The 20,343-nt window shown below is 55.5% G+C and carries 16 protein-coding genes and 1 tRNA gene; 8 read left to right on the plus strand and 9 right to left on the minus strand.

Annotated features, from left to right (window positions below):
- Positions 1–40 precede the first annotated feature (40 nt).
- The 3 genes from ACR0IO_RS11580 to ACR0IO_RS11590 are packed head-to-tail and all read right to left on the minus strand — an operon-like array spanning position 41 to position 4,286.
- Positions 41–1,834: a dynamin family protein gene (locus tag ACR0IO_RS11580; RefSeq protein WP_480741792.1), complete on the minus strand. Its 1,794-nt coding sequence runs from the start codon at positions 1,832–1,834 to the stop codon at positions 41–43.
- An 8-nt stretch (positions 1,835–1,842) separates the two neighbouring features.
- Positions 1,843–3,855, minus strand: coding sequence for a dynamin family protein (locus ACR0IO_RS11585; protein WP_155145594.1), 2,013 nt, complete (start codon positions 3,853–3,855; stop codon positions 1,843–1,845).
- A gap of 2 nt (positions 3,856–3,857) precedes the next feature.
- On the minus strand, positions 3,858–4,286 hold the full coding sequence (locus tag ACR0IO_RS11590; protein ID WP_170333743.1) for a hypothetical protein: 429 nt from the start codon (positions 4,284–4,286) through the stop codon (positions 3,858–3,860).
- A gap of 759 nt (positions 4,287–5,045) precedes the next feature.
- Between ACR0IO_RS11590 and ACR0IO_RS11595 the strand changes: the two genes are divergently transcribed.
- Positions 5,046–5,130: transfer RNA gene (locus tag ACR0IO_RS11595), tRNA-Leu, on the plus strand.
- Between the two features lie 12 nt (positions 5,131–5,142).
- Here the strand turns inward: ACR0IO_RS11595 and ACR0IO_RS11600 are convergent.
- Positions 5,143–5,760, minus strand: coding sequence for a TetR/AcrR family transcriptional regulator (locus ACR0IO_RS11600; RefSeq protein ID WP_155145592.1), 618 nt, complete (start codon positions 5,758–5,760; stop codon positions 5,143–5,145).
- A 128-nt stretch (positions 5,761–5,888) separates the two neighbouring features.
- On the opposite strand from ACR0IO_RS11600, the gene mbfA reads away from it, so the two are divergent.
- The 6 genes from mbfA to ACR0IO_RS11630 all read left to right on the plus strand — a co-directional run bounded on the left by mbfA (position 5,889) and on the right by ACR0IO_RS11630 (position 11,471).
- Entirely contained in the window at positions 5,889–6,863 is a 975-nt protein-coding gene (mbfA, locus tag ACR0IO_RS11605; protein WP_480741794.1) for an iron exporter MbfA, read from the plus strand.
- Positions 6,864–6,906: 43 nt separating this feature from the next.
- Positions 6,907–7,836: an AEC family transporter gene (locus ACR0IO_RS11610; RefSeq protein WP_480741796.1), complete on the plus strand. Its 930-nt coding sequence runs from the start codon at positions 6,907–6,909 to the stop codon at positions 7,834–7,836.
- A gap of 102 nt (positions 7,837–7,938) precedes the next feature.
- Entirely contained in the window at positions 7,939–8,772 is an 834-nt protein-coding gene (gene fghA, locus ACR0IO_RS11615; protein ID WP_480741797.1) for an S-formylglutathione hydrolase, read from the plus strand.
- Positions 8,773–8,775: 3 nt separating this feature from the next.
- Positions 8,776–10,254: a Si-specific NAD(P)(+) transhydrogenase gene (sthA, locus tag ACR0IO_RS11620; protein ID WP_480741799.1), complete on the plus strand. Its 1,479-nt coding sequence runs from the start codon at positions 8,776–8,778 to the stop codon at positions 10,252–10,254.
- Complete coding sequence (locus tag ACR0IO_RS11625; protein ID WP_480741801.1) at positions 10,251–10,706, plus strand: YaiI/YqxD family protein; 456 nt, start codon at positions 10,251–10,253, stop codon at positions 10,704–10,706. The genes sthA and ACR0IO_RS11625 overlap by 4 nt, the downstream gene beginning before the upstream one ends.
- 144 nt (positions 10,707–10,850) lie before the next feature.
- The gene (locus ACR0IO_RS11630) at positions 10,851–11,471 is read left to right on the plus strand and encodes an HAD-IA family hydrolase (protein WP_480741803.1); all 621 of its coding nucleotides are present in this window, start codon (positions 10,851–10,853) and stop codon (positions 11,469–11,471) included.
- A 1-nt stretch (position 11,472) separates the two neighbouring features.
- Here ACR0IO_RS11630 and ACR0IO_RS11635 read toward each other — a convergent pair whose 3' ends face one another.
- The gene (locus tag ACR0IO_RS11635; protein WP_480741805.1) at positions 11,473–12,714 is read right to left on the minus strand and encodes an MFS transporter; all 1,242 of its coding nucleotides are present in this window, start codon (positions 12,712–12,714) and stop codon (positions 11,473–11,475) included.
- 145 nt (positions 12,715–12,859) lie between these two features.
- Between ACR0IO_RS11635 and zapE the strand changes: the two genes are divergently transcribed.
- A complete protein-coding gene (gene zapE / locus ACR0IO_RS11640) occupies positions 12,860–13,918 on the plus strand; it encodes a cell division protein ZapE (protein WP_480741806.1) in 1,059 nt (352 codons plus the stop codon).
- Positions 13,919–13,971: 53 nt separating this feature from the next.
- Here zapE and ACR0IO_RS11645 read toward each other — a convergent pair whose 3' ends face one another.
- From ACR0IO_RS11645 to ACR0IO_RS11660, 4 genes are read right to left on the minus strand one after another with little or no spacing between them, the layout of a single operon-like run.
- Entirely contained in the window at positions 13,972–15,246 is a 1,275-nt protein-coding gene (locus tag ACR0IO_RS11645; protein WP_480741808.1) for a bifunctional folylpolyglutamate synthase/dihydrofolate synthase, read from the minus strand.
- On the minus strand, positions 15,243–16,175 hold the full coding sequence (accD, locus tag ACR0IO_RS11650; RefSeq protein WP_170333767.1) for an acetyl-CoA carboxylase, carboxyltransferase subunit beta: 933 nt from the start codon (positions 16,173–16,175) through the stop codon (positions 15,243–15,245). Before accD ends, ACR0IO_RS11645 begins: the two co-directional genes overlap by 4 nt.
- Positions 16,176–16,233: 58 nt before the next feature.
- Positions 16,234–17,133, minus strand: coding sequence for a CPBP family intramembrane glutamic endopeptidase (locus ACR0IO_RS11655; protein ID WP_480741809.1), 900 nt, complete (start codon positions 17,131–17,133; stop codon positions 16,234–16,236).
- A complete protein-coding gene (locus ACR0IO_RS11660; RefSeq protein WP_480741810.1) occupies positions 17,123–20,218 on the minus strand; it encodes an ABC transporter transmembrane domain-containing protein in 3,096 nt (1,031 codons plus the stop codon). Before ACR0IO_RS11660 ends, ACR0IO_RS11655 begins: the two co-directional genes overlap by 11 nt.
- Positions 20,219–20,343 lie beyond the last annotated feature (125 nt).

The raw sequence follows: 20,343 nt of genomic DNA on the forward strand, positions 1-20,343 counted from the left end.
CAAATGAAAATCGACATGCGACCAGAAAGGAGGCGGACGGTCACAAGACATGCCACTCCGCTCCGCTGTTCTTGTTGGCATTCGGAAGCGCCCGAAGGGCCTCCTTCGTCTGCTTTGCGTTGTGCTCCAGAGCGATCTGGTCGAACTCTTCCAGAAATGCCATGAACACGGTTTTCAGTCCCTGAGTGTCCTCGGGCAGATCTTCGTTGGCTGCGATCTCGCGCCACATGGCCGCCGCGCTCAGCGGTGTTCCTGCAGGCACGTTCAAAAGCTCTTCCAACGCGGTTTCGGTTTTGCTGGTTTCGGCCAGAGTTTCCGGTTTTTCAGCTTCGGGTGTCACGTCAGGCATCGACACGACTTCGGCCCCATTCAGTGCGTTTGACACTGGCTCCGGTTCATACTCATCATTGTTTTCGGATTGCTCGCTTAGCAATGCCGTAATCGAGGAAACCGATACTTCGATTTCGGAAACAGGCGTTTCTTCAGCTTCAGTATCTTCTGCAATCGCTATTGGCTGATCTGCAAGTTTGCTGGCCAACGACACCAGCAGGTCATCCGAACCCGTCTCATTCGTCGGTTCAGACAGCGCTGGGGCATCTTCAGCCTCAAGAAGCACTTCCTCGTCCTGATCGTCATCGTCGTCGATATAATCGAGATCGAATTCGTCACTATCAGACATGGACTGTCCGAGATTGGACAATTCCAACGGATCGTTCGCTGTATCCTTGAAGAAAGCTCGCAGCTCATCTTCGGATGTGCCCGTTGCAGCGTCTTCCTCGAGGTTGGTTTCAGGAGCCATTTCCGCACGCAGCCGTTCAGCCTCATCCGAGTCAATACGGGTACGTTCGGGTTCTTCGCTTCTCCGCTCGACCCGGGCTGGACGTACCGGGAAGCTGGTGATGACATCATCCTCGTCAGTCGGACTGATGGGGGTCTCAGTATCCTCAAGTGGGTTCATCAGTTTCAGCGGAGCGCTCTGATCTGCTTCGACCGACGCTGGTGCTGCCTGATCCATTTGTTGTTTTGGCCGCAAAGGTTGAACCTTGGGCGCTTCGGACAGGCTCTTGTCGATCTGGTATCGGGCCAATTGATCGGCACGGCTGTCCATGATCTGCTCGGTGATCTCGAGGAAACTGTCGATCATTTTGCCGCCGCCGCTGCGCGACCAAAGTTCGGCATCACCTGTCTGGTCACGCGCGGTAATCGCATCACGCGCCGAAAACAGGATCGATCTATTGAACAGATGACCTGCTTCGCGGTTCACGCGGCGCAGCACTTTCTGGCGATCTTTCGGCCCCAAAGCATCCGCACGTGTGACCAGGAGCAGCGAATTGTGCTGCAGGCGTTCAGGCAACGACACCCAGGTTGCACGTTCGGTTTCGCGCCACGCCTGCGTCGAGTGGGTGCACCACAATACCCCGTTTGCCTGGCCAACCGCTCGGCGCCACACATCAGTCGAAATCTTGGGATCCGAGATGCCAGGCGTGTCGATCAGGTCAACAGCTTCAAGAATGTCGGCCTCAAGATAGATACGGATGAACTGTGCATCGTTGACGCCGATTTCATCCAGCTGATCCAGTTCAATATTGCGAGTGCTGCCATCGTGGCCTTTGACATACGCGGACTGATTGCCCCAACTGAACCAAACGGGCGGCAATTGCGTTGCCGTAACCTGCGTTGGCAGGGCCTGCGTGCGCAACAGGAAGTTCATCAGCGTGGATTTACCAGCGCTGAATTCTCCCATAAGCGCGAAAACGGGCTTGCGGCGGGACCACTGCTCGATACGCTCCCATGCCCGAGGAGAGACGAAGCGGGTTGTAGAATCTTTTACCATAACTCTTCTTATGCTGCTTCGTTACTAAGGTCTTTGAGGATGTCGCCCAAGATCTCATCACGTGATTTCGTGGGCTGCATCCCTGCCATCAACTCGGCATTGCGTGCGGGATCCTTTTCTGCCGAATGCGAGATGCTCAGCAGTGTCTCCTTCTGTTCACGCATGAAGTCCGAGAGAATGGCACGTACATTTTCAAGTACGGCTGCGATTTGGTTTTCCTCGATGTCCTTGGTGATCGAATTCGCCTCGGACGCGATCAGTCGTTTGTAGTCAGCGGCATACGCTTCAAAGCCCTTGCGTTTTTGCCACCAGCGGCGCCACCAGGTGCTTTGAAGATCCAGCGCGATTGTACGCCCGATCCCCAGTGGCGGCGGCACGCGCGGAACGATCGGCGCTTCGATGCTGAACTCACCCAGGTGGTTGCCCAACAGCTTATGATACAGCGCTTCAACGTCACCTGCGGCAGAGGAATACAGCGCACCTGCGTCTTTGCGCATTGACCGTGCAAAGCTGAAATATGCTGCCTTCTGAAGGGTGCGAAGTCCGGCTGGATCATATTGCCAGGTGCCCTGTTCGCCGTTCTGCTCGAGATGTGCAATCAGCGAGTCTGTCGCGCGTTTGACAAAGTTTGCCTCAGCCGAAGCGAGCCGTTCGAGCACTTTGTCGCGCAACGCTGTCGTTAGTTCGGCTACTTTCTTTTCATATTCAGCGGAAACTGCCGAAATCGCGTCTTCGGGGGATACGCCATCCAGATCGCGTACGACGCCCTCACCACTCGAGAGGTTCTTGGCAACAGCCGTGGCGCGAATCTGGCTCGCGATATTGCGCGCGCGATGACGCACACGATCCAGCAAGCGATTGCCCGCTCCTTCGGCGATGCGTTCATTCATCGCGAGCAATAGATCGGGCAGGCCCGAAAGCGCCCAGATCTTGTCCAGCGAAGCCGCCTGTTCACCAAACCCGGCAGCCAGATAGAAAGTGTTCAACGCCTGACGCGATTCCTCGTTCAGAACATCAGGATTACCAGTCAGAGCAGCCTCGGCCCAAAGGGCACTCCCGAACACGATACTGGTGTTGGCATCGATATTATTCTGCTTGAGCGTGTCCTGAATACGATCACGGATCTCCGGGACCTGATTAACCGGGTCTGACAGTTCATCGATGCGGTTTACGAACAGGATGATCTGGCGGTTTTCAAACTGCGCGATGATCCGCATCAGCGCCATATCCATGGTGGTCAGCGCCTGGCTGGCAGCCAGAACCACGATACATACTTCTGATCCGCGCAGGCTGCGCAGTGTGATCTGCTCGCGCACCATGAAGGTATCGTTCACGCCGGGCGTGTCGCACAGTTTCAGCGAAATAGGATATTGCGGAATATCCATGTACAGTTCCGCAGATTTTGTCACATCTGCAAAGCGACCGGTCTTGGGGTCGATGTCCGGGTCGTCTTCATCACCCAGACAGACATAGCGCTGGATCAGTTCTTCATCGAAATAGTCGTATTGGTGGCTCTGGCCCAACACGAGGTCGAAATGCTTGCCCAACCGTTCTTCGGACTTGGCCTTCATCTCGCCGATCTGACGCCGGATATCGTCCATTTCGTCATCGGCGCCGGCGCGGTTGGCCAGCTCACCCAAGCGGCCGCCGCCGACCATCAGGTTGTCCCATTCTTCCTGCTCAAAGAAGGTAAACTTGGACTTGGTATCACCCGGTGTGCGGGTGTTGATGTTCAGCGTGGTAACGACCGAGGTCCACGGGTTTACGTCCGATGGCAGCAAGCCCGGGCGACCCGCGAGGATGTTCACAATCGAGGATTTGCCGGCTTTGACCTGCCCCACCATCGTGACGCTGGCAGTGAAATTCTCCATCCGCGTCTTGAGCGTTGCAAGTCGGGCCGAGGAGCGCGCATCCGCCACCTCTGTCAATTGGTCGATCTGCGTCGTCAGCGAAGACATGGCCGATGTCATCGGCGCAAGTGTTTCGTTCCCTACAGACAGAAGGTGATCGTTACGCGCCATGTTTAGCCTCCGGTGCCAGTAGCGGGAATCTGTGCCTCTGCAACGTCCGACAGACGTCCAGCCGGAATACTGGTAAGTGTGTCGATCCGCGCGATCAGATCCAGAGCGTTACCCAGGATCGCGGCTTCTTTGCGCGGAGAGATCGATTCGTAGGCCTGTGAGTCAGCCAGAACTTCGATCGAGCTGAACCGGTCGCCGTTCTCAAGGCAGGCTACGCGCCGACCTGTCGGGAAGCCATCGGATTTGCTGGATGGCAGCGGCATCCGGGTATTGGCCAGCAGATACTGTTCGCCTGAATGCGTCTTGAGCGCGATACCAAAGCCCGTATCAGGGTGTTGTTTGTTCAGAGTTTTGAGCTCGCCGATAAAGCTCTCACGTGCAAGAAAGACAGCGTCTTGCTCGGCGGCAGCGGAGTTGATCTGTTCGGTCACGACGGAGACCCTTGTGTTGGAGTTGAGCAGGAACTCGTAACAATGCCTCGCGGCGAAAAGACTCATTAACTCCTTGCTAGAAATAACAACCTTTAAGGCGGTGTTATTTTGACGTGAATAAGATTTTTTGGCGGTTGAATTGTGGCGCAATTGTGTTTGCACTTACTTATTAATGCCTCAACCAATGGGAGAGTACTCGACAATGTTGGCATCGATCGGACGAGCGCCTGACCTTTTAGACGCCGGCTGCGCAATGTGGCTAATGATATCACTAATTACTTGATAATAAACGTTAATAATATGTAATCGACACCAATGCGGCTCTCCCTTTAGTTGATCTAGAGTGCATTTTGATCTGGAGTGAAACTTTTTAGGGTTTTGAAAGGCATTGTACGGAACGTTGTTGATTCAGCATTACTCAACGTAAGCGGGCTAAAAGAATCTGGCGGGTAAATTTTAATGTCTCGTAATTGGCAACAATAGAGGCAATTTGTGGCAACCCCTTCCTAATAAGACTTTGACAGGTTTTTTAGGATGTGAGCGCGCCTAGATTCCAATAAATCATGTATTTTGTTTCGATGCGCTTCGAGGGAGCGCTTGCTGCTGTTCGCTAGTTCGAGCCAGAAGTTCCCTGATCGGTTGCGATGTATTGTTGCGATGTGGGGGTCAATAAACTCCATCACACCGCAATTTACCTCTCGCACTTGTCTGGAAGCTTTGTTATGCAGCGCCACATTCCGGGGTCATTGGCGCCGGGTTGCGGGTGTGGCGAAATTGGTAGACGCACCAGATTTAGGTTCTGGCGCCGCAAGGCGTGGGGGTTCAAGTCCCTCCACCCGCACCAAAGATTTGTATGTCAGGTCCCGTAGCGGGCCATAAACATGTCCACCGCCTGCAGGGCGACCTCATCGATCTCTTCCTGCGAAAAGCTTGACTGGATGCCAAAAGCTGCTCTGCCCCACAGTCGGACTTTGCAAAGTTCAGAAAACTGTTCCGCAGCGATGTGAATGTCCTCGATAACCAGCTCGCCATTGGCGACGGCCTTTTCCAGATACTCTGCGAGCTGTCGTTGACCGTTCTCGGGACCAGCCTGATAAAAAGCCTTACCAAGCTCAGGAAACCGATCCCTTTCGGCTACGCAGATCCGGAACACTTGCTGCGCGAAATCTGACACCAGAAAGGCAGTCAGCTGAGTCGCTGCGATTGTCAGGACCTCACGCGCTGGTTTGGTCTCGTCGATCATCGAGATGATACGTTCAGCCATCAGGCTGCATTCGGTTTGAGCCACTTCCATAAACAACAGCCGTTTGTCGGGGAAATAGCTATAGAGCGTTGCCTTTGAGACGCCTGCAGCGCGGGCAATATCGTCCACGCTGGCACCTTCGAAGCCATCCGCCATGAAAACCTCTCGGGCTCCGCGCAAGACCTGATCGAATTTTCGGCCTGTACGCAGAATGGTGGCGGCTTGGGTCATGTTGTCTCCTTGGCTAGATGTATTCCAAATCTATAAACCGTTCGGTTTAGTTTCAACGATTTTCGGTTCTGGTTGAAAGCTTCGTTACGTTCGGTAAATTGGAATCGTTCTAATATAGTGAGGCGCTAATGCGTTTTTTCACCCAGCGAAAACACTTCCGCGACCTGACCGAACAGGAGATCATTGCGCTTGCCATCTCGTCCGAAGAAGACGATGCGCGCATCTATCGGTCCTATGCTGAAATGCTGCGAAGTGACTATCCCGCGAGTGCAAAGGTGTTCGACGGCATGGCCGCCGAAGAGGATCAGCACAGGTCCCTTCTGATCGGGTTGCATGAGCAGCGGTTCGGGTCAGTGATCCCATTGATCCGTCGCGAGCATGTCGCAGGATATTATGCGCGACGGCCCATTTGGCTGATTGAGAATTTGGGCATCGAACGTATCCGCGAAGAAGCCGAAATGATGGAGCGCGATGCCGAAAGGTTTTATCTGACCGCCGCTGAGCGCAGCACCGATACCGCAACCCGCAAGCTGCTGGGCGATCTCGCCGTGGCCGAGGCAGGCCATCAGGCCACCGCTGCCGAGTTGGAGCAAACCTATTTAGATCCGGACAGTCAGGAATCTGAACAGGCGGTCTCGCGTCGTCAGTTTGTGCTGACATGGGTCCAGCCAGGACTGGCCGGGCTGATGGATGGGTCCGTATCCACACTGGCACCGATCTTTGCCACTGCCTTTGCAACGCAGGATACCTGGACCACGTTTCTTGTTGGTCTAGCAGCCTCGGTCGGTGCCGGGATTTCCATGGGGTTTACCGAGGCGGCGTCGGATGATGGAGAGTTGTCCGGGCGGGGTTCTCCTGTAAAGCGCGGCCTGGCATCGGGGGTCATGACTACTGTCGGAGGACTGGGGCATGCCCTGCCCTACCTCATCCCAGAATTCTGGACGGCCACCAGCATCGCCTTCCTGATCGTATTCTGCGAGCTCTGGGCGATCGCGTGGATTCAGAACCGCTTCATGGACACTCCGTTCTTCCGTGCAGCATTTCAGGTTGTGCTGGGTGGCTCACTGGTGCTGGCTGCAGGTATTATGATCGGCAGTGGCTGATGTCCTGCTTGCGGTGCGGTAAATTCATGTTACCAATTCGCCCATGGTCGATATCTTTCTGCGCACCCTGCCTTTTTTCGCGATCATCGGCCTTGGATACTGGGCCGGTCGCAGTCGTTTTTTCAGTGAAGAAGCCACTGCCTACCTGACCAAATTCGTGTTCTACTTTGCACTGTCCGCAATGCTGTTTCGTTTTGCGGCCACTCTGCCCTTTGCCGATATCTTCAATGGAAGACTGGTGATCGGCTATCTGATCGGAACGCTTTGCGTTTATGGTTTGGCGACGCTTGTTGCTTACCTTCGTGGTCTCGACATCCCGACGGCTGCGGTTGAGGCGCAATGTGCGGCTATCGGCAATGTTGGCTTTCTTGGCCTGCCAATGTTGGCGCTGCTGTTCTCTGAGGCGGCAATTGGTCCGGTTATGTTGGTGCTTGCCGTCGATCTGGTGGTGTTTTCGTCCTTGATCGTCATCCTGATCAACGGCGGTCGCGATGGTCGGCTAACGCTGCGCGCGATGCGACTGATCGGTGTTGGCCTGCTGAAGAACCCGATGATCGTGTCGATTTCGTCGGGTCTGATCTGGTCAGCCCTGCGGTTGCCTGTACCCGCGCCTCTCAATGATTTTCTGACCATTCTTGGCGGGGCGGCAACACCGGGTGCTTTGTTCGCTATCGGCGCCTCGCTGGCCACCAAGTCTGCTGAAAGAGTGCAGATTGCCGCCTGGCTGAGCTTTTGCAAACTGATTGTTCATCCGGTTTGCGTGGCGATCGTTCTGATCTGGATTATCCCGATTGAACCCTTCCCCGCGTCCGTTGCCATCGCTGCCGCCGCGCTGCCGGTTGCGGGCAATGTATACATGCTGGCGGCGCATTATGGGATCGCACCGCATCGCGCTTCGGCCGCAATTTTGTTGTCCACCATCGCCAGCATCATCACTTTACCGTTTGTGATCGCCTGGGTGAGTGCAATCTAGGGTGTCACCCTCGAAAAAAGCCGCCGTAACAAGCCCGCGCACTTTACGCCGGGACCGCGGACCGTTAGCCATGGGCCAGACCTAACGCAAGGACAATGCCAGATGGAAACCCTATCGGAAAATGCATGTTTCGGCGGTGTGCAGGGCGTTTATCGCCATGCTTCGTCGGCCTGCCAATGTGACATGACTTTCGGCCTGTTCCTTCCGCCCGAGGCCAAGGATGGTCCGGTTCCAGTGCTGTGGTACCTGTCCGGGCTGACCTGCACACATGAAAACGCGATGACCAAGGCCGGTGCGCAAAGCTGGGCTGCCGAGCAAGGGATTGCACTGGTGTTTCCCGATACCTCTCCGCGTGGGGCTGATGTGGCAGATCATGATGATTATGATCTTGGCCAGGGTGCCGGTTTTTATGTGAACGCCACGCAGAAGCCGTGGGCGCCGCATTTCAATATGTGGGACTACGTGGCAGATGAGCTGCCCGCCTTGCTGACCGAGAAGTTCGCCATTGATGGTGAGCGCCAATCTATCACGGGTCATTCGATGGGTGGTCATGGAGCCCTGACACTGGCCATGAACCTGCCGGGCAGATTCCGCTCCGTCTCGGCCTTTGCTCCGATCTCGAACCCGACAGGTTCCGATTGGGGCCGCAAGCAGCTGTCAGCCTATCTGGGTGATGACGAGGCTGCATGGGCCAAGCACGATTCAACGCTAATGATGAAGGAAAAAGGTTTTGACGGGCCGATCCTGATCGATACGGGCACCAATGATCAATTTATCGATCTGTTGCGCCCCGAAGCGCTCGCGCAGGCCATCGCCGAGCGTCGCCAGCAAGCCACAAATCGTCTGCAGCCGGGCTATGATCATTCCTATTTCTTTGTCTCGACTTTCATGGAAGACCACGTGTCCTTCCACGCAGATGCTCTTTACGGAGACTGATGCATGAGTAAATACGACTATGATCTGATCATCATCGGTTCCGGCCCTTCGGGACGGTCCGCTGCGATTCAGGCGGGTAAACTCAAGCGTCGGGTACTTGTCATTGATCGCAAGGACAAATTGGGCGGTGTTTCGGTACATACCGGTACGATCCCATCCAAGACCCTGCGTGAGACCGTTCTCAACCTGTCGGGCTGGCGTGAGCGCAGCTTTTACGGCCGATCCTACCGCGTCAAAGATCAGATCCGAGCAGAGGACCTCAAGGCGCGTCTGCATATGACCCTCGATTATGAGGTCGATGTGCTGGAGCATCAGTTCAACCGTAACCACGTTGAAACGTTGGAAGGGCTGGCCAAATTCGTTGGTCCGCACGAGGTTGAGGTGGCTACCGATTCAGGTGAGACGACGCGCCTGACGGGCGCAAAGTTCCTGATCGCCACCGGGACTAAAACCTATCGGCCGGAATATGTTCCCTTCAACGGCAAGACTGTTGTGGATGGTGATGATTTCCTTGAGATGGCGGAAATCCCCCGTTCGTTGTGTGTGGTCGGTGCGGGCGTGATCGGCGTTGAATATGCGACGATGTTTTCGGCCCTCGATGTCCGGGTGACCCTGATAGAACCACGCGACTCGTTTCTTGATTTCATCGACAACACGATCATCCACGAATTCACGCATCAGATCCGTGAAAATGGCGTGGATTTGCGACTGGGTTCGGCCGTTGAAAAGATCGAAGACGCAGGAAGTCACGTCGAGATCACATTGGAAAACGGGCGTCATGTTCGGTCTGAGATGCTGCTGTTCGCAGCCGGGCGTATGGGCGCGACTTCAGCTCTCAATCTGGATGCAGTGGGTATTGAGACGGATCACCGAAACCGCATCAGTGTGGATCGGAAGACCTATCAGACCTCGGTGCCGCATATCTATGCAACGGGTGACGTGATCGGCCACCCCTCGCTGGCCTCGACTTCGCTGCAGCAAGGCCGGGTTGCTGCTTGCCACGCCCTTGAAACTCCTACTTTGCCCGAGAGCCCCTGGTACCCCTACGGTATCTATTCCGTTCCTGAAATCTCGACCTGCGGCATGTCCGAGGAAGAACTGCAGGAACGTGGCATCCCTTACGAAGTTGGTGTGGCGCGATTCCGCGAAACTTCGCGCGGCCACATCATGGGGTTGGAGCACGGCATGCTGAAAATGCTGTTCTCGTTGAAAACCCGCCGAGTTCTGGGTGTGCAGATTGTTGGTGAAGGCGCGACTGAGCTGATCCATATTGCTCAGGCGGTGCTGAACCTCAAAGGTACGGTCGATTACTTCGTTCAGAACACCTTCAATTATCCCACATTGGCCGAGGCTTATAAAATTGCCGGATTGGATGCCTTCAACCGGATGCCAATCCCGGATGAGTTCAAGGTGCGCAAGAAAGAGGCTAAACCGGCAGAGGTCAAAGCCGAACCCGCCAAGAAAGAGGCGAAGAAAGCGTGACGACCCTATATGTCGATGGTGATGCCTGCCCGGTCAAGGCCGAGGCTGAACGGGTCGCTATGCGACATAAGGTGCCCATGGCTCTGGTCTCGAACGGCGGGTTGCGCCCATCCGCGAACCCGCTGGTTCAGGTCATCATCGTGGCTGAGGGCGCAGATGAAGCGGACAAGTGGATAGCCGAGCGCTGTGGTCCTGGAGATGTGGTCGTGACCTCCGACATACCATTGGCGGCAAAGTGCGTTGAAGCTGGCGCGCGGGTCCTGCGCCCCAATGGCGAGGCCTTCACCGCCGCCAACATAGGGCAGCAGCTCGCAATGCGCGATCTGATGGCGGACCTGCGCGCCGCAAATCCGCTGGGTGCGGGAGGCGGTGGAAAACCGTTTGGTAAGGCGGACAGATCACGCTTTCTGGATGCCCTGGAACGGGAAATCCGCGCCGCAATGCGAAGCTGAGGCTACCGCTAGGGCAGGAGGCATCAATGATGCTCTCTTTCCTGTTGGGCCGGACAAGGACCGCGCGGTGCGGTTCCGCCTTGAATATGGCGACAGGGCTTGCTTCAGTCATCACAATCAAACCCGAGCAGACAGGAATGCCCCATGCCCGTTGAAGCCGTGATTTTTGATATCGGAAATGTTCTGATCGAATGGCAGCCCGAGCGCTATTATGATCTTGTGATTGGAGAAGACCGCCGCCGGGCGATGTTCTCGGAGGTTGACCTGCACGGCATGAACGATCTGGTCGATCAAGGCCATCATTTCACTGATACAATTTACAACTGGGCTGACAAGTACCCGGAATGGCGCGATGAAATTCGTATGTGGCATGACGATTGGATCAAGCTTGCCTCGCCTGAGATACCGCATTCAGTCCGATTGCAACGTGCCCTACGCGAAAAGGGCGTTCCGGTGTTTGCTCTGACCAATTTCGGTGTGCAGAATTTTGACTATGCGACGACCGTCTACCCGTTTCTGAATGAGTTTGATCGTCTTTATGTTTCGGGTCGGATGAAGAATGTGAAGCCTCATTCTCCTATCTACGAGATGGTCGAGGCGGATTGCGGGCATTCACCTGAAACACTGCTGTTTGCAGACGACCGTATCGACAATATCGAAACGGCCAGAGCGCGTGGCTGGCAGACCCATCACTTTAATGGGCCACAGGGGTGGGCGAACCGGTTGGTTGCCGAAGGGCTGTTGAGCCCTGAAGAAGCCGCCTGACTCAGGCGGCAACAGGTTCAGCCGTACGGTTCTCACGGATTGGCAGATGGACGATGGCGCTGAAGGCGCCTACCGCTACGCCGATCCACCAGACCATGGTGTAATCCCCGTACAGATCATACATCCGACCACCCAGCCATACGCCGAGGAATCCGCCAATCTGGTGGCTGAGGAATACGAAGCCATAGAGTGTACCCATGTAGCGAAGGCCATAAAGATGGGCGACAAGACCGGAGGTTAGCGGAACGGTCGCAAGCCAGAGCGAGCCCATGACAATCGAGAATACGATGACCGACATGGGTGTGATCGGCATCATGATGAACGCGGCTGCTGCAATCGTTCGGGCTGTGTAGATGGCGGCCAGCAGATACTTCTTTGGGAAGTGATTGCCTGCCCAACCCGCCAGCAGAGTGCCCCCGATATTGGCGAGCCCAACCAATGAAATTGCAACTGCACCCAGTGCGGATGTCGTTGTGATGCCTAGAGAGTGTAGAACGCCACCGGGCTGGATCGGACCACACATTTCAGTCACGAAAGCCGGAAAATGCGCGGTGATGAATGCGAGCTGATAGCCACAGCTGAAGAAACCAAGAAAAATCAGCGCATAGGATGGATCACGGAAAGCCTTGCCCAGTATCTGGCTCATGCTTTCTTCCAGCTCAGCTTTGCTGACCGGCGTAGGTGCACGCATGAAAGGGAGCGTCAGCACGAGTGCGAGGATCGATACGGCAAAGACAACAAAGACTTGCTGCCACGGCAGGAAGGACAGCAGCCATTCCGCCGTTGGCGCGCCGATCACCTGACCGAAACTGCCAGCGGCGGTGACAATTGCCAGAGACATGGATCGGTTTTTGTCCGATGACGCACGCCCAACCACGGCCAGTACAACGCCAAATCCGGTACCTGCGATGCCAAAGCCAACCAGCCATGCATACATCTGATGGCCGAATGGCGAAACCGACCAGGCAGACAGAACCATCCCTGCTGCATAGGTCAGCGCGCCCAGAACCACTGCGCGTCTGTCGCCGACCTTTTCGGCGATGGCTGCAAATATCGGCTGCCCGATACCCCAGGCGAGATTTTGAATCGCGATTGCCAGAGAGAAATCGGTTCGCAACCAACCGAACTCATCCGCAATCGGAATCTGAAAAACCCCAAAAGAGGCACGCACGGCAAAGCTGACCGTGATGATGATACATCCAACGATCAGAACAGGGTTCAGCAAGCGGGCTGATTGCGGCATGGGGCCTCCGTTACATATCGGGACAGAAATTATCCGGAATGCTGATCGCGTCAATTCAGGAGTTTTGCGGTTACGCTTAACCATTTTTGATGCGTGCCGAAATTGTCTGCTTTTCAAGGCGCTGAGCTAGCGCTATGGCTCGGTTATGACGGATTTGATTTCGCTCTATGAAGCCCGCATTGCAGATGGCACCCTGACGCGGGACGACGCGCAAGAGGCTGTTCTTCCTGAATTCGAACGCATTCGCTCGGCTCTGGCCACACCGGTAAAGCGTGGATTGTTCCGCAAGCCACCCCCGCCACCAAAAGGCTTGTATTTGTGGGGCGGTGTGGGGCGCGGCAAATCGATGTTGATGGACATGTTCGTCGAGACGTTGGGTGATATCCCTGCCCGCCGCGTTCATTTCCACGCCTTCATGCAGGAAATTCATGCCGGAATGCACAAGGCGCGAGAAGATGGTGTTCAGGACGCGCTTGCACCGGTTGCTGAAAAGGTGATCAAAACCGTTCGGTTGCTGGCCTTTGACGAAATGCAGATCACCGATATCACCGACGCGATGATCGTCGGTCGCCTGTTTGATATGCTGCATGATGGCGGTGTCGTGATTGTCACGACCTCGAACCGGCATCCTGATGACCTCTACAAGAACGGTCTGAACCGCCAGTTGTTTTTACCCTTTATCCATCACATCAAAGAGCAGTTGGTGATATGGGAACTGACCTCCCCGACCGATTATCGGCAAAACCGCCTAGAGGGATCGCCGGTCTACTTCACCCCAATCGGACCTGAAGCCAGAGAGAAGATCCGGTCTGTCTGGAATGACCTGTCTGGCGGGCCCGCAGAACCGCTCAGCTTGCAGGTCAAGGGCCGTGAAGTGGTGCTGCCGGCATTCAGGAATGGTGTCGCTCGGGCATCATTCTATGACTTGTGCGGGCGTATGTTGGGTCCGGGCGACTATCTGGCGATCGCAGACGCACTGAAGGTTCTGGTACTTGAAGATGTTCCTCGCCTATCGCGGAACAACTTCAATGAAGCCAAGCGGTTCGTGACGCTGATCGATGCGCTGTATGAGGCCAAAGTTCGGTTGATCTGTTCCGCCGCCGCAGAGCCGGAAATGCTCTATGTCGAAGGCGAAGGAACTTTTGAGTTTGAACGTACCGCCTCGCGCCTGCGTGAGATGCAGGACAAGGATTGGGGCAAGTAAAGGCGCTGCCCAGTCATGGGCAACGCTTCAGAACCTACCCAACGGGAAGTAGTCTATCCGTTTTCGCGCAGAATGTTGCCCGCGAGATAAAGCGAGCCGCAAATCAGAACACGTGCTTGCGGATCCTTGGCAGTGATCGCCGCCAAAGCATCTGCAACACTGTCAGCCGTATCAGAAGGTAAGTTCACTTGGTTTGCGGCAGCGGATGTGTCTTCGGCGCTGAGCGTATTGGCCTCACCCGGAATTGAAACTGCCGTCAGGCTTTCTGCCTGTGCAGCGAGCGGTGCCAGATAACCCGTGACATCCTTGGTATTCAGCATGCCGCAGATCATATGGGTCGGTCGTTTGGGCAGTTTCGACAGCACGTCCGCCAGGGCGATCCCGGCAGCCGCGTTGTGACCCCCATCCAACCAAAGCTCGGCCTGAGGTGCCTGTTCGACCAAGGGACCGGTTTTCAGCCGTTGCATCCGTGCGGGCCATTCGGCTTTGCTCACGGCTGCTTCGTAGGCGTCATCGCCCAGTTTAAGATGGCGCAGAACAGCGACAGCTGCGCCTGCGTTCTGGATCTGATGGGCACCCAACAGGTTGGGAAGCGGCAGATCGCGCAGACCAGTTTCGTCCTGATAAATCAGGCGTCCGTTTTCTTCGTGAACGTGCCAATGTTGACCATGCACAAGCAGCGGCGCACCCAGACGAGCGGCTGTGTACTCGATGACTTCCAGTGCCTCATCCTGCTGTGGCCCGACGATACATGGAACACCAGGTTTGATGATGCCAGCTTTTTCAGCCGCGATTTTTCCAAGTGTATCGCCCAGAAACTGCTCATGATCGATTGAGATGGGCGTGATAACCGTCACCGCAGGCTGTTCGATGACGTTGGTTGCATCCAGACGCCCACCCAGACCAACCTCAAGCAACGTGTAATCTGCCTTTGTGCGGGCAAAGGCCAGCAACGCTGCGCAGGTTGTGATCTCGAAATAGGTGATGTTCTCTCCGCCATTGGCGGCATAGCACTCATCCAGAACCGCAGTCAGGTCGGTTTCGGAAATCAGTTCGCCCGCCAGGCGGATACGTTCATGGAAACGCGCCAGATGCGGTGAAGTATAGGCATGTGCCGATAGACCGGCGCCCTCCAGACCCGCCCGGATCATCGCTTGAGTTGATCCCTTGCCGTTGGTCCCGGCAATGTGGATAACCGATGGCAGCTTGATTTGTGGGTTGTCGAGCGCGGCCAGCAAACGCCAGACACGATCCAAGGTCAGGTCAATGATCTTGGGGTGCAGCGCCATCATCCGATCAAGGATGACGTCCGAAGTCTGAGTGGTCATTTCTCGCCTGCGTCTTCAGCAGCGGTCTCGGCCGGGGTTTCTTCGGCTGCGGGTGCAGGCAGATCGCCTTTGACCGCAGGGGACATCCCCATCAGCATTCGGGTGATGGTAATCAGTTCATCCCGCATCTCGGTCCGCTTGGTCACACGGTCCAGCATGCCGTGATCCAGCAGATACTCGGCGCGCTGGAAGCCTTCGGGCAGTTTTTCACGGATGGTCTGTTCGATCACGCGAGGACCGGCAAAACAGATCAGGGCGTTTGGCTCTGAAATATGAACATCGCCCAGCATCGCATAAGAAGCGGTCACACCACCCGTGGTCGGGTGGGTCAGAACAACGATGTAAGGCAGGTTTGCTTCTTTCAGCATCTCCACCGCAACAGTGGTGCGTGGCATCTGCATCAGGCTGAGGATGCCTTCCTGCATCCGGGCACCGCCTGCGGCAGAAAACAGGATCAGCGGGCGTTTAAGCTTCACCGCCTCTTGCGCAGCCGCGATGATGGCGTTGCCGACATACATGCCCATCGATCCGCCCATGAACGAGAAATCCTGAGCTGCTGCCACAATGGGTGTACGCCCGATTTCACCGGTTGCCACCAGCATCGCCTCTTTCTCGCCCGTCTTTTTCTGGGCTGCTTTCATGCGATCGGGGTATTTCTTCTGGTCGCGAAATTGCAGCGGATCATCTTTGGGGGCCGGAACCGCAACTTCGGTAAATATGCCGCCATCAAACAAATGCTTGAAGCGATCGCGCGGGGTGATCGCCATGTGGTGATCGCACTGGGTGCAGACATTCTGGTTTTCCGCCAATTCACGATGGAACAGCATCGTTCCGCACTCATCGCACTTATGCCATAAGTTTTCAGGCACTTCCCGGCGCGAGAAGATCGAGTTGATCCGGGGGCGGACGTAGTTTGTGATCCAGTTCATGTCGGAACCTTGTTATGCGGCGTTGACGTCAAATAAGACGCAACGGAAGGAAATGCAATCAACGCCTGAGTGCAAGACGTACTGTCAGCCAGCTGACAATCATCACCGCGAAATCAACGATGAGCCATTGTCTGAGAACCCCAGTGTCCGTCATGTCATATGGGAGGTGATAGAGCGCGAGGCCGCTGAGGCTATCTGGCAGTGACACGACCAGAAGAGCCACCGCATTATTAAAGAAATGCAGTGCTATAGCGGGTGCTAACGTCCCTGCCCTTGCAGTCAAATCAGCCGTCAATAGTCCAAATATGAAGGCCCAAACCGCAACCAGCATCGCGTTGTCGCCTGCAGCTGCGGGTGCGTAGTGACCAACGGCAAACAGCAAGGACGGAAGGCCCATCCAAATCAGCGGAGACCGGAAACGGGCGGCAAGGCTTTGTTGAAGATAGCCGCGAAACAGAATCTCCTCGGCACTCGTTTGGATGAGAACCACCAGCACTGACAGCGGGAGCAGCGCCAGCCAGGTAAAAAAAGCCAGGTTCGGCACCAGAGGAGCGCCGTAATCGTAGGGTGGTAAAACAAAAATAACTGCGCCCAGAATCAACAAGGCTCGCAAAACGACACGAAATTGCGGAATCGTCGCTGACCACCGGCCGATTACTGAGGTCAGGGTACGGTGCTGCATCCATTTGGCAGCGAGTGTGACACCAAAGGTCACAAATCCAAAACTTGCCAGCAATACCAGCATAGCCAGCGGTGATGAGCCATTCTGCAGGCCTGTCTGCCAACCGCTTGGCCCCAGCCCGGCGGCAAGCCCAAATAAGATCAGGTTCAGAATAGTATAGGTTGCAACAACAATCGCCAGACCGACCAACAGGCGCCAGAGATCCGGATATGGACGGGCCTTTGCCACCAGTTGTTCATGGTTGGCATAAACGCCTATCGACCGCTCATCCCTCATTGACTTGCTCGGTGGTTGCAGTGACTGAATCCGTAGGTATCAGCGTGTTGGATTCCCGCATGATTTCAGCAAGTTCTGTCAGGTATCCCGCCACGGTTTCCAGCAGCTTTACCGCCACTGTTGCATCACTTTCGACCACGGCACGCAGCTCCTCCGCTCCGATTCTGAGGAACGAGCAATCGGTCAACGCGACAAGATCCAGTTGTCTCGGGTCTCCGGTGATGATGGACAGATCACCGATCAGCCGGCCCGGTTCGACGATCGAGATTGATCCTTTTTCTCCGTCACCTTGTGTCCAGTTCAGACTGGCCTGACCTGAGATACACAGATAGGCGGCGTCCGGGTTTTGACCGCGTGCGAAAATAGTTTGACCGGCCGCAGCATCGTACCATTGGGCTGAAAACGCCAACAGACGCTGGTTTTTTGCGTCGATGCGCGAAAACAGCTCGGTCGAAGATATGATTTTGAGCTTGCGGCTCAGGTCGTCTGAGGTTTCCTCTTCGGTTTCGAGCTGTGTGCGTGAAATACCATCAATGCGGCCATCTTTTACTTCGACAAACAGATCATATGCCTCGGGATGCGCAAAATGATCCTCCATGAAGATCATGATCGAATCCGGCAGCAGCTCGCGCAGTCTGAGGCGGGTTCTCAGACGGCTCTCGGAATCGTGGCTGGCCAGAGCTTTATCGAGGATCAGAATGTCCGGACGCTTGATGCCTGCGCGTGAGAATGCTGCCCGCTCCTGGAACACTGTCGGCAGGTTGTTCCCGCCTAAGCCCGATGGAAGGTCATAGATAATGGCGGCCGCGCGACGTCTCAGGCCAGCTTCGTTCAGGACTTCGGCCACGACCTCTTCAATCTCATCCGCGTGGGCACCGGCCATGATTGAAATCCGGCCATACAGAGCGTTTTCAATGACAGTCAGCCGCGGCACGTAGACATCAGGAGTGACAGGGATGAACAGCCCATTGAGAGATGCATGAAGCTTTTCAGCCTGGCTTTTCCGGATCGAGAGGATTTTCTCTTTGTATTCCTCGGGGAAACTCGGACCGATTTGTTCAGCAGTCAGAAGGAAGGGTACTGTCAGCAGCAAAGCACGTTCCTGATCGCTCAGGTCTGCATCCCCTTTGGACTTGCGCCGCTCTTCAATATCCAGAAGCCGGTGGAACATATCCTTGGCCATGCCCAGCCGTAAAAACAGCGGGTGATCGGTGCCATCACGCCCAAATGTCTTGTGAAGCGTGTCGAGAACCGCATTCGCGATTCCCATCGCATCATCATCCAGATCATGCGCCTTGAGCATCGCCATAAACCGACCATCACCGGCCAGAATGTCAGGCGAAATATCCCGTGAAGGCGAAGCGAACAACAGGTTTCCACCCAAAGGTACGGCCGGGTTGAACTGGTCCGGATCAAATCGGTAGACGTATTGGTCCAGATCACGCTCTTCCAGCCGCTCGGCAACCATATTTCGCAACCTTACGATTTCGCCAGCCAGATCCGGATGCAGTTCAGGGTCAAATTGCGAGCGCAAGGTGCGCCGGAACATGAACTCGTCAATGCCCATCGCTTCAACCAGCTGGAACCACCAGTCGCGAATTTCGTCAATGTCATCCAGCCCGGCAAGGCCCGGATCAACCCATTCATCCGATAGCGAGTCCGGTGGATTACCCGCACGAACGGCCTCGATCTGGCGTCGCGTGGGGGCTTTGATTGCATCGCTTTCGTGCTGCGGGTGGGTGCGAAGCGGCATCATCAGGTTATCGCCCAATGTGCCGTCGAACAGATAGGGTCTGGAATATGCGTAGCCGATCCGCGCGGCTATCACTGCCTGATGCAATTCTCTGAGATTATGTCCGGCCAAAACGACTTCGCCCTGAGTCGGCAAAAGCTCACGGGTCAGCAACTGAGCCAGTGCATTGCGTTCCGCAGCGTGGGTCGATTGAATCGCGACGCGCGCACCGCTGGGTATGGTCAGGTCGATATCTTCCAGAACGGTCTTGCCGTCATCGTCACGGACAGTCACATTCCGCAGCTCAATATCGCCTTTCAGATGCGGGATCGTCTCGGGCTCATTCTCGAACAGATCTTCGGGGATCATGTTTGACGGGGCAAACCGCTCGGTCACGATCTGCCAGCGCAGGGACATGTCCTGTACTTGGTTGTAATAGGTCAGCAGATCTTTCCAAGGCCCGCTCAGATCCTTGTAGGCTCCAAGTGCGGCGACCAGCGCACCGACCGTTACCTCACCTGTGATCGCCAGATAGCCGCCGACCGAATAAAACAGAAACGGCGTCATCTGAGTGATCAGATTGTTGAGGAACTTCATGAAGAACTTCTTGTTGTAGATCCGGAACCGGATCTCGAACAAAGTCCCTAGCCGATGGCTGAATTGCGCCAGACGATACCGCCAGCCACCGTTTGTGCGCAGATCACTGATCCCGGCCGCGCTTTCACCAATTTCCGAACTAAGCTGGCGGACTTCCTGAATACGTTCTTTATTCAGCAGGTTAATTTGCCGCTGCAGCTTGGGGATCAGCCAGGCCTGTAGCGGGATCAGCGCGATACTGGCCAGCCCGAACCAAACGCTCTGCATGAACAGGAAGGTGACGATGGTCATCATCTGTCCGAACTGAAACACCGGCTGTGCAATGGCATCACCCATAAGCCCGCCCATGGGTTCGGCCTCGGACGTGATCATCGACACCAGCTCACCCTGGCTGGTGGTGGCAAAATATGACTTGGGAAACCGCATGGACCTGCTGATCAGCGTAAATCTCAACCGGCGCAGCATCCGTTCGGCCAGAATGCCCTTCATCGTATTGATGCGCATTTTCATCAGGCCGCTGGTAATCACTGTCGCAAGAAATGCGAAACACAAGACCAGCAGATACTGTATCTGGGTGACCGTTATGCCAAATTTGGTGACGGTATCACCCGGTGCACCGATTGCGTCGTTGATGATCTGCTTCGGCAACTCAAGCGAGGCGTACAGAAACGGAAACGACAATACAGTCAGCAACAGCAGGATTAACTGCTGCTTTTTTGAGTGTTTCCAGATGAACGCGAATAGAGTGGGTTCCATACCCCGGCCTCGCCATGAACTTGAGTGATCTTCGGCACGTTGCGGGGGATCCACTGCGACCGGGTGCCTGACGGTAAGCTCTGGGTTCGACTATTTCAAGAATGGCAGAAGCTACAAATTTCGAA

The organism is Ruegeria sp. CE12 (assembly GCF_056537525.1).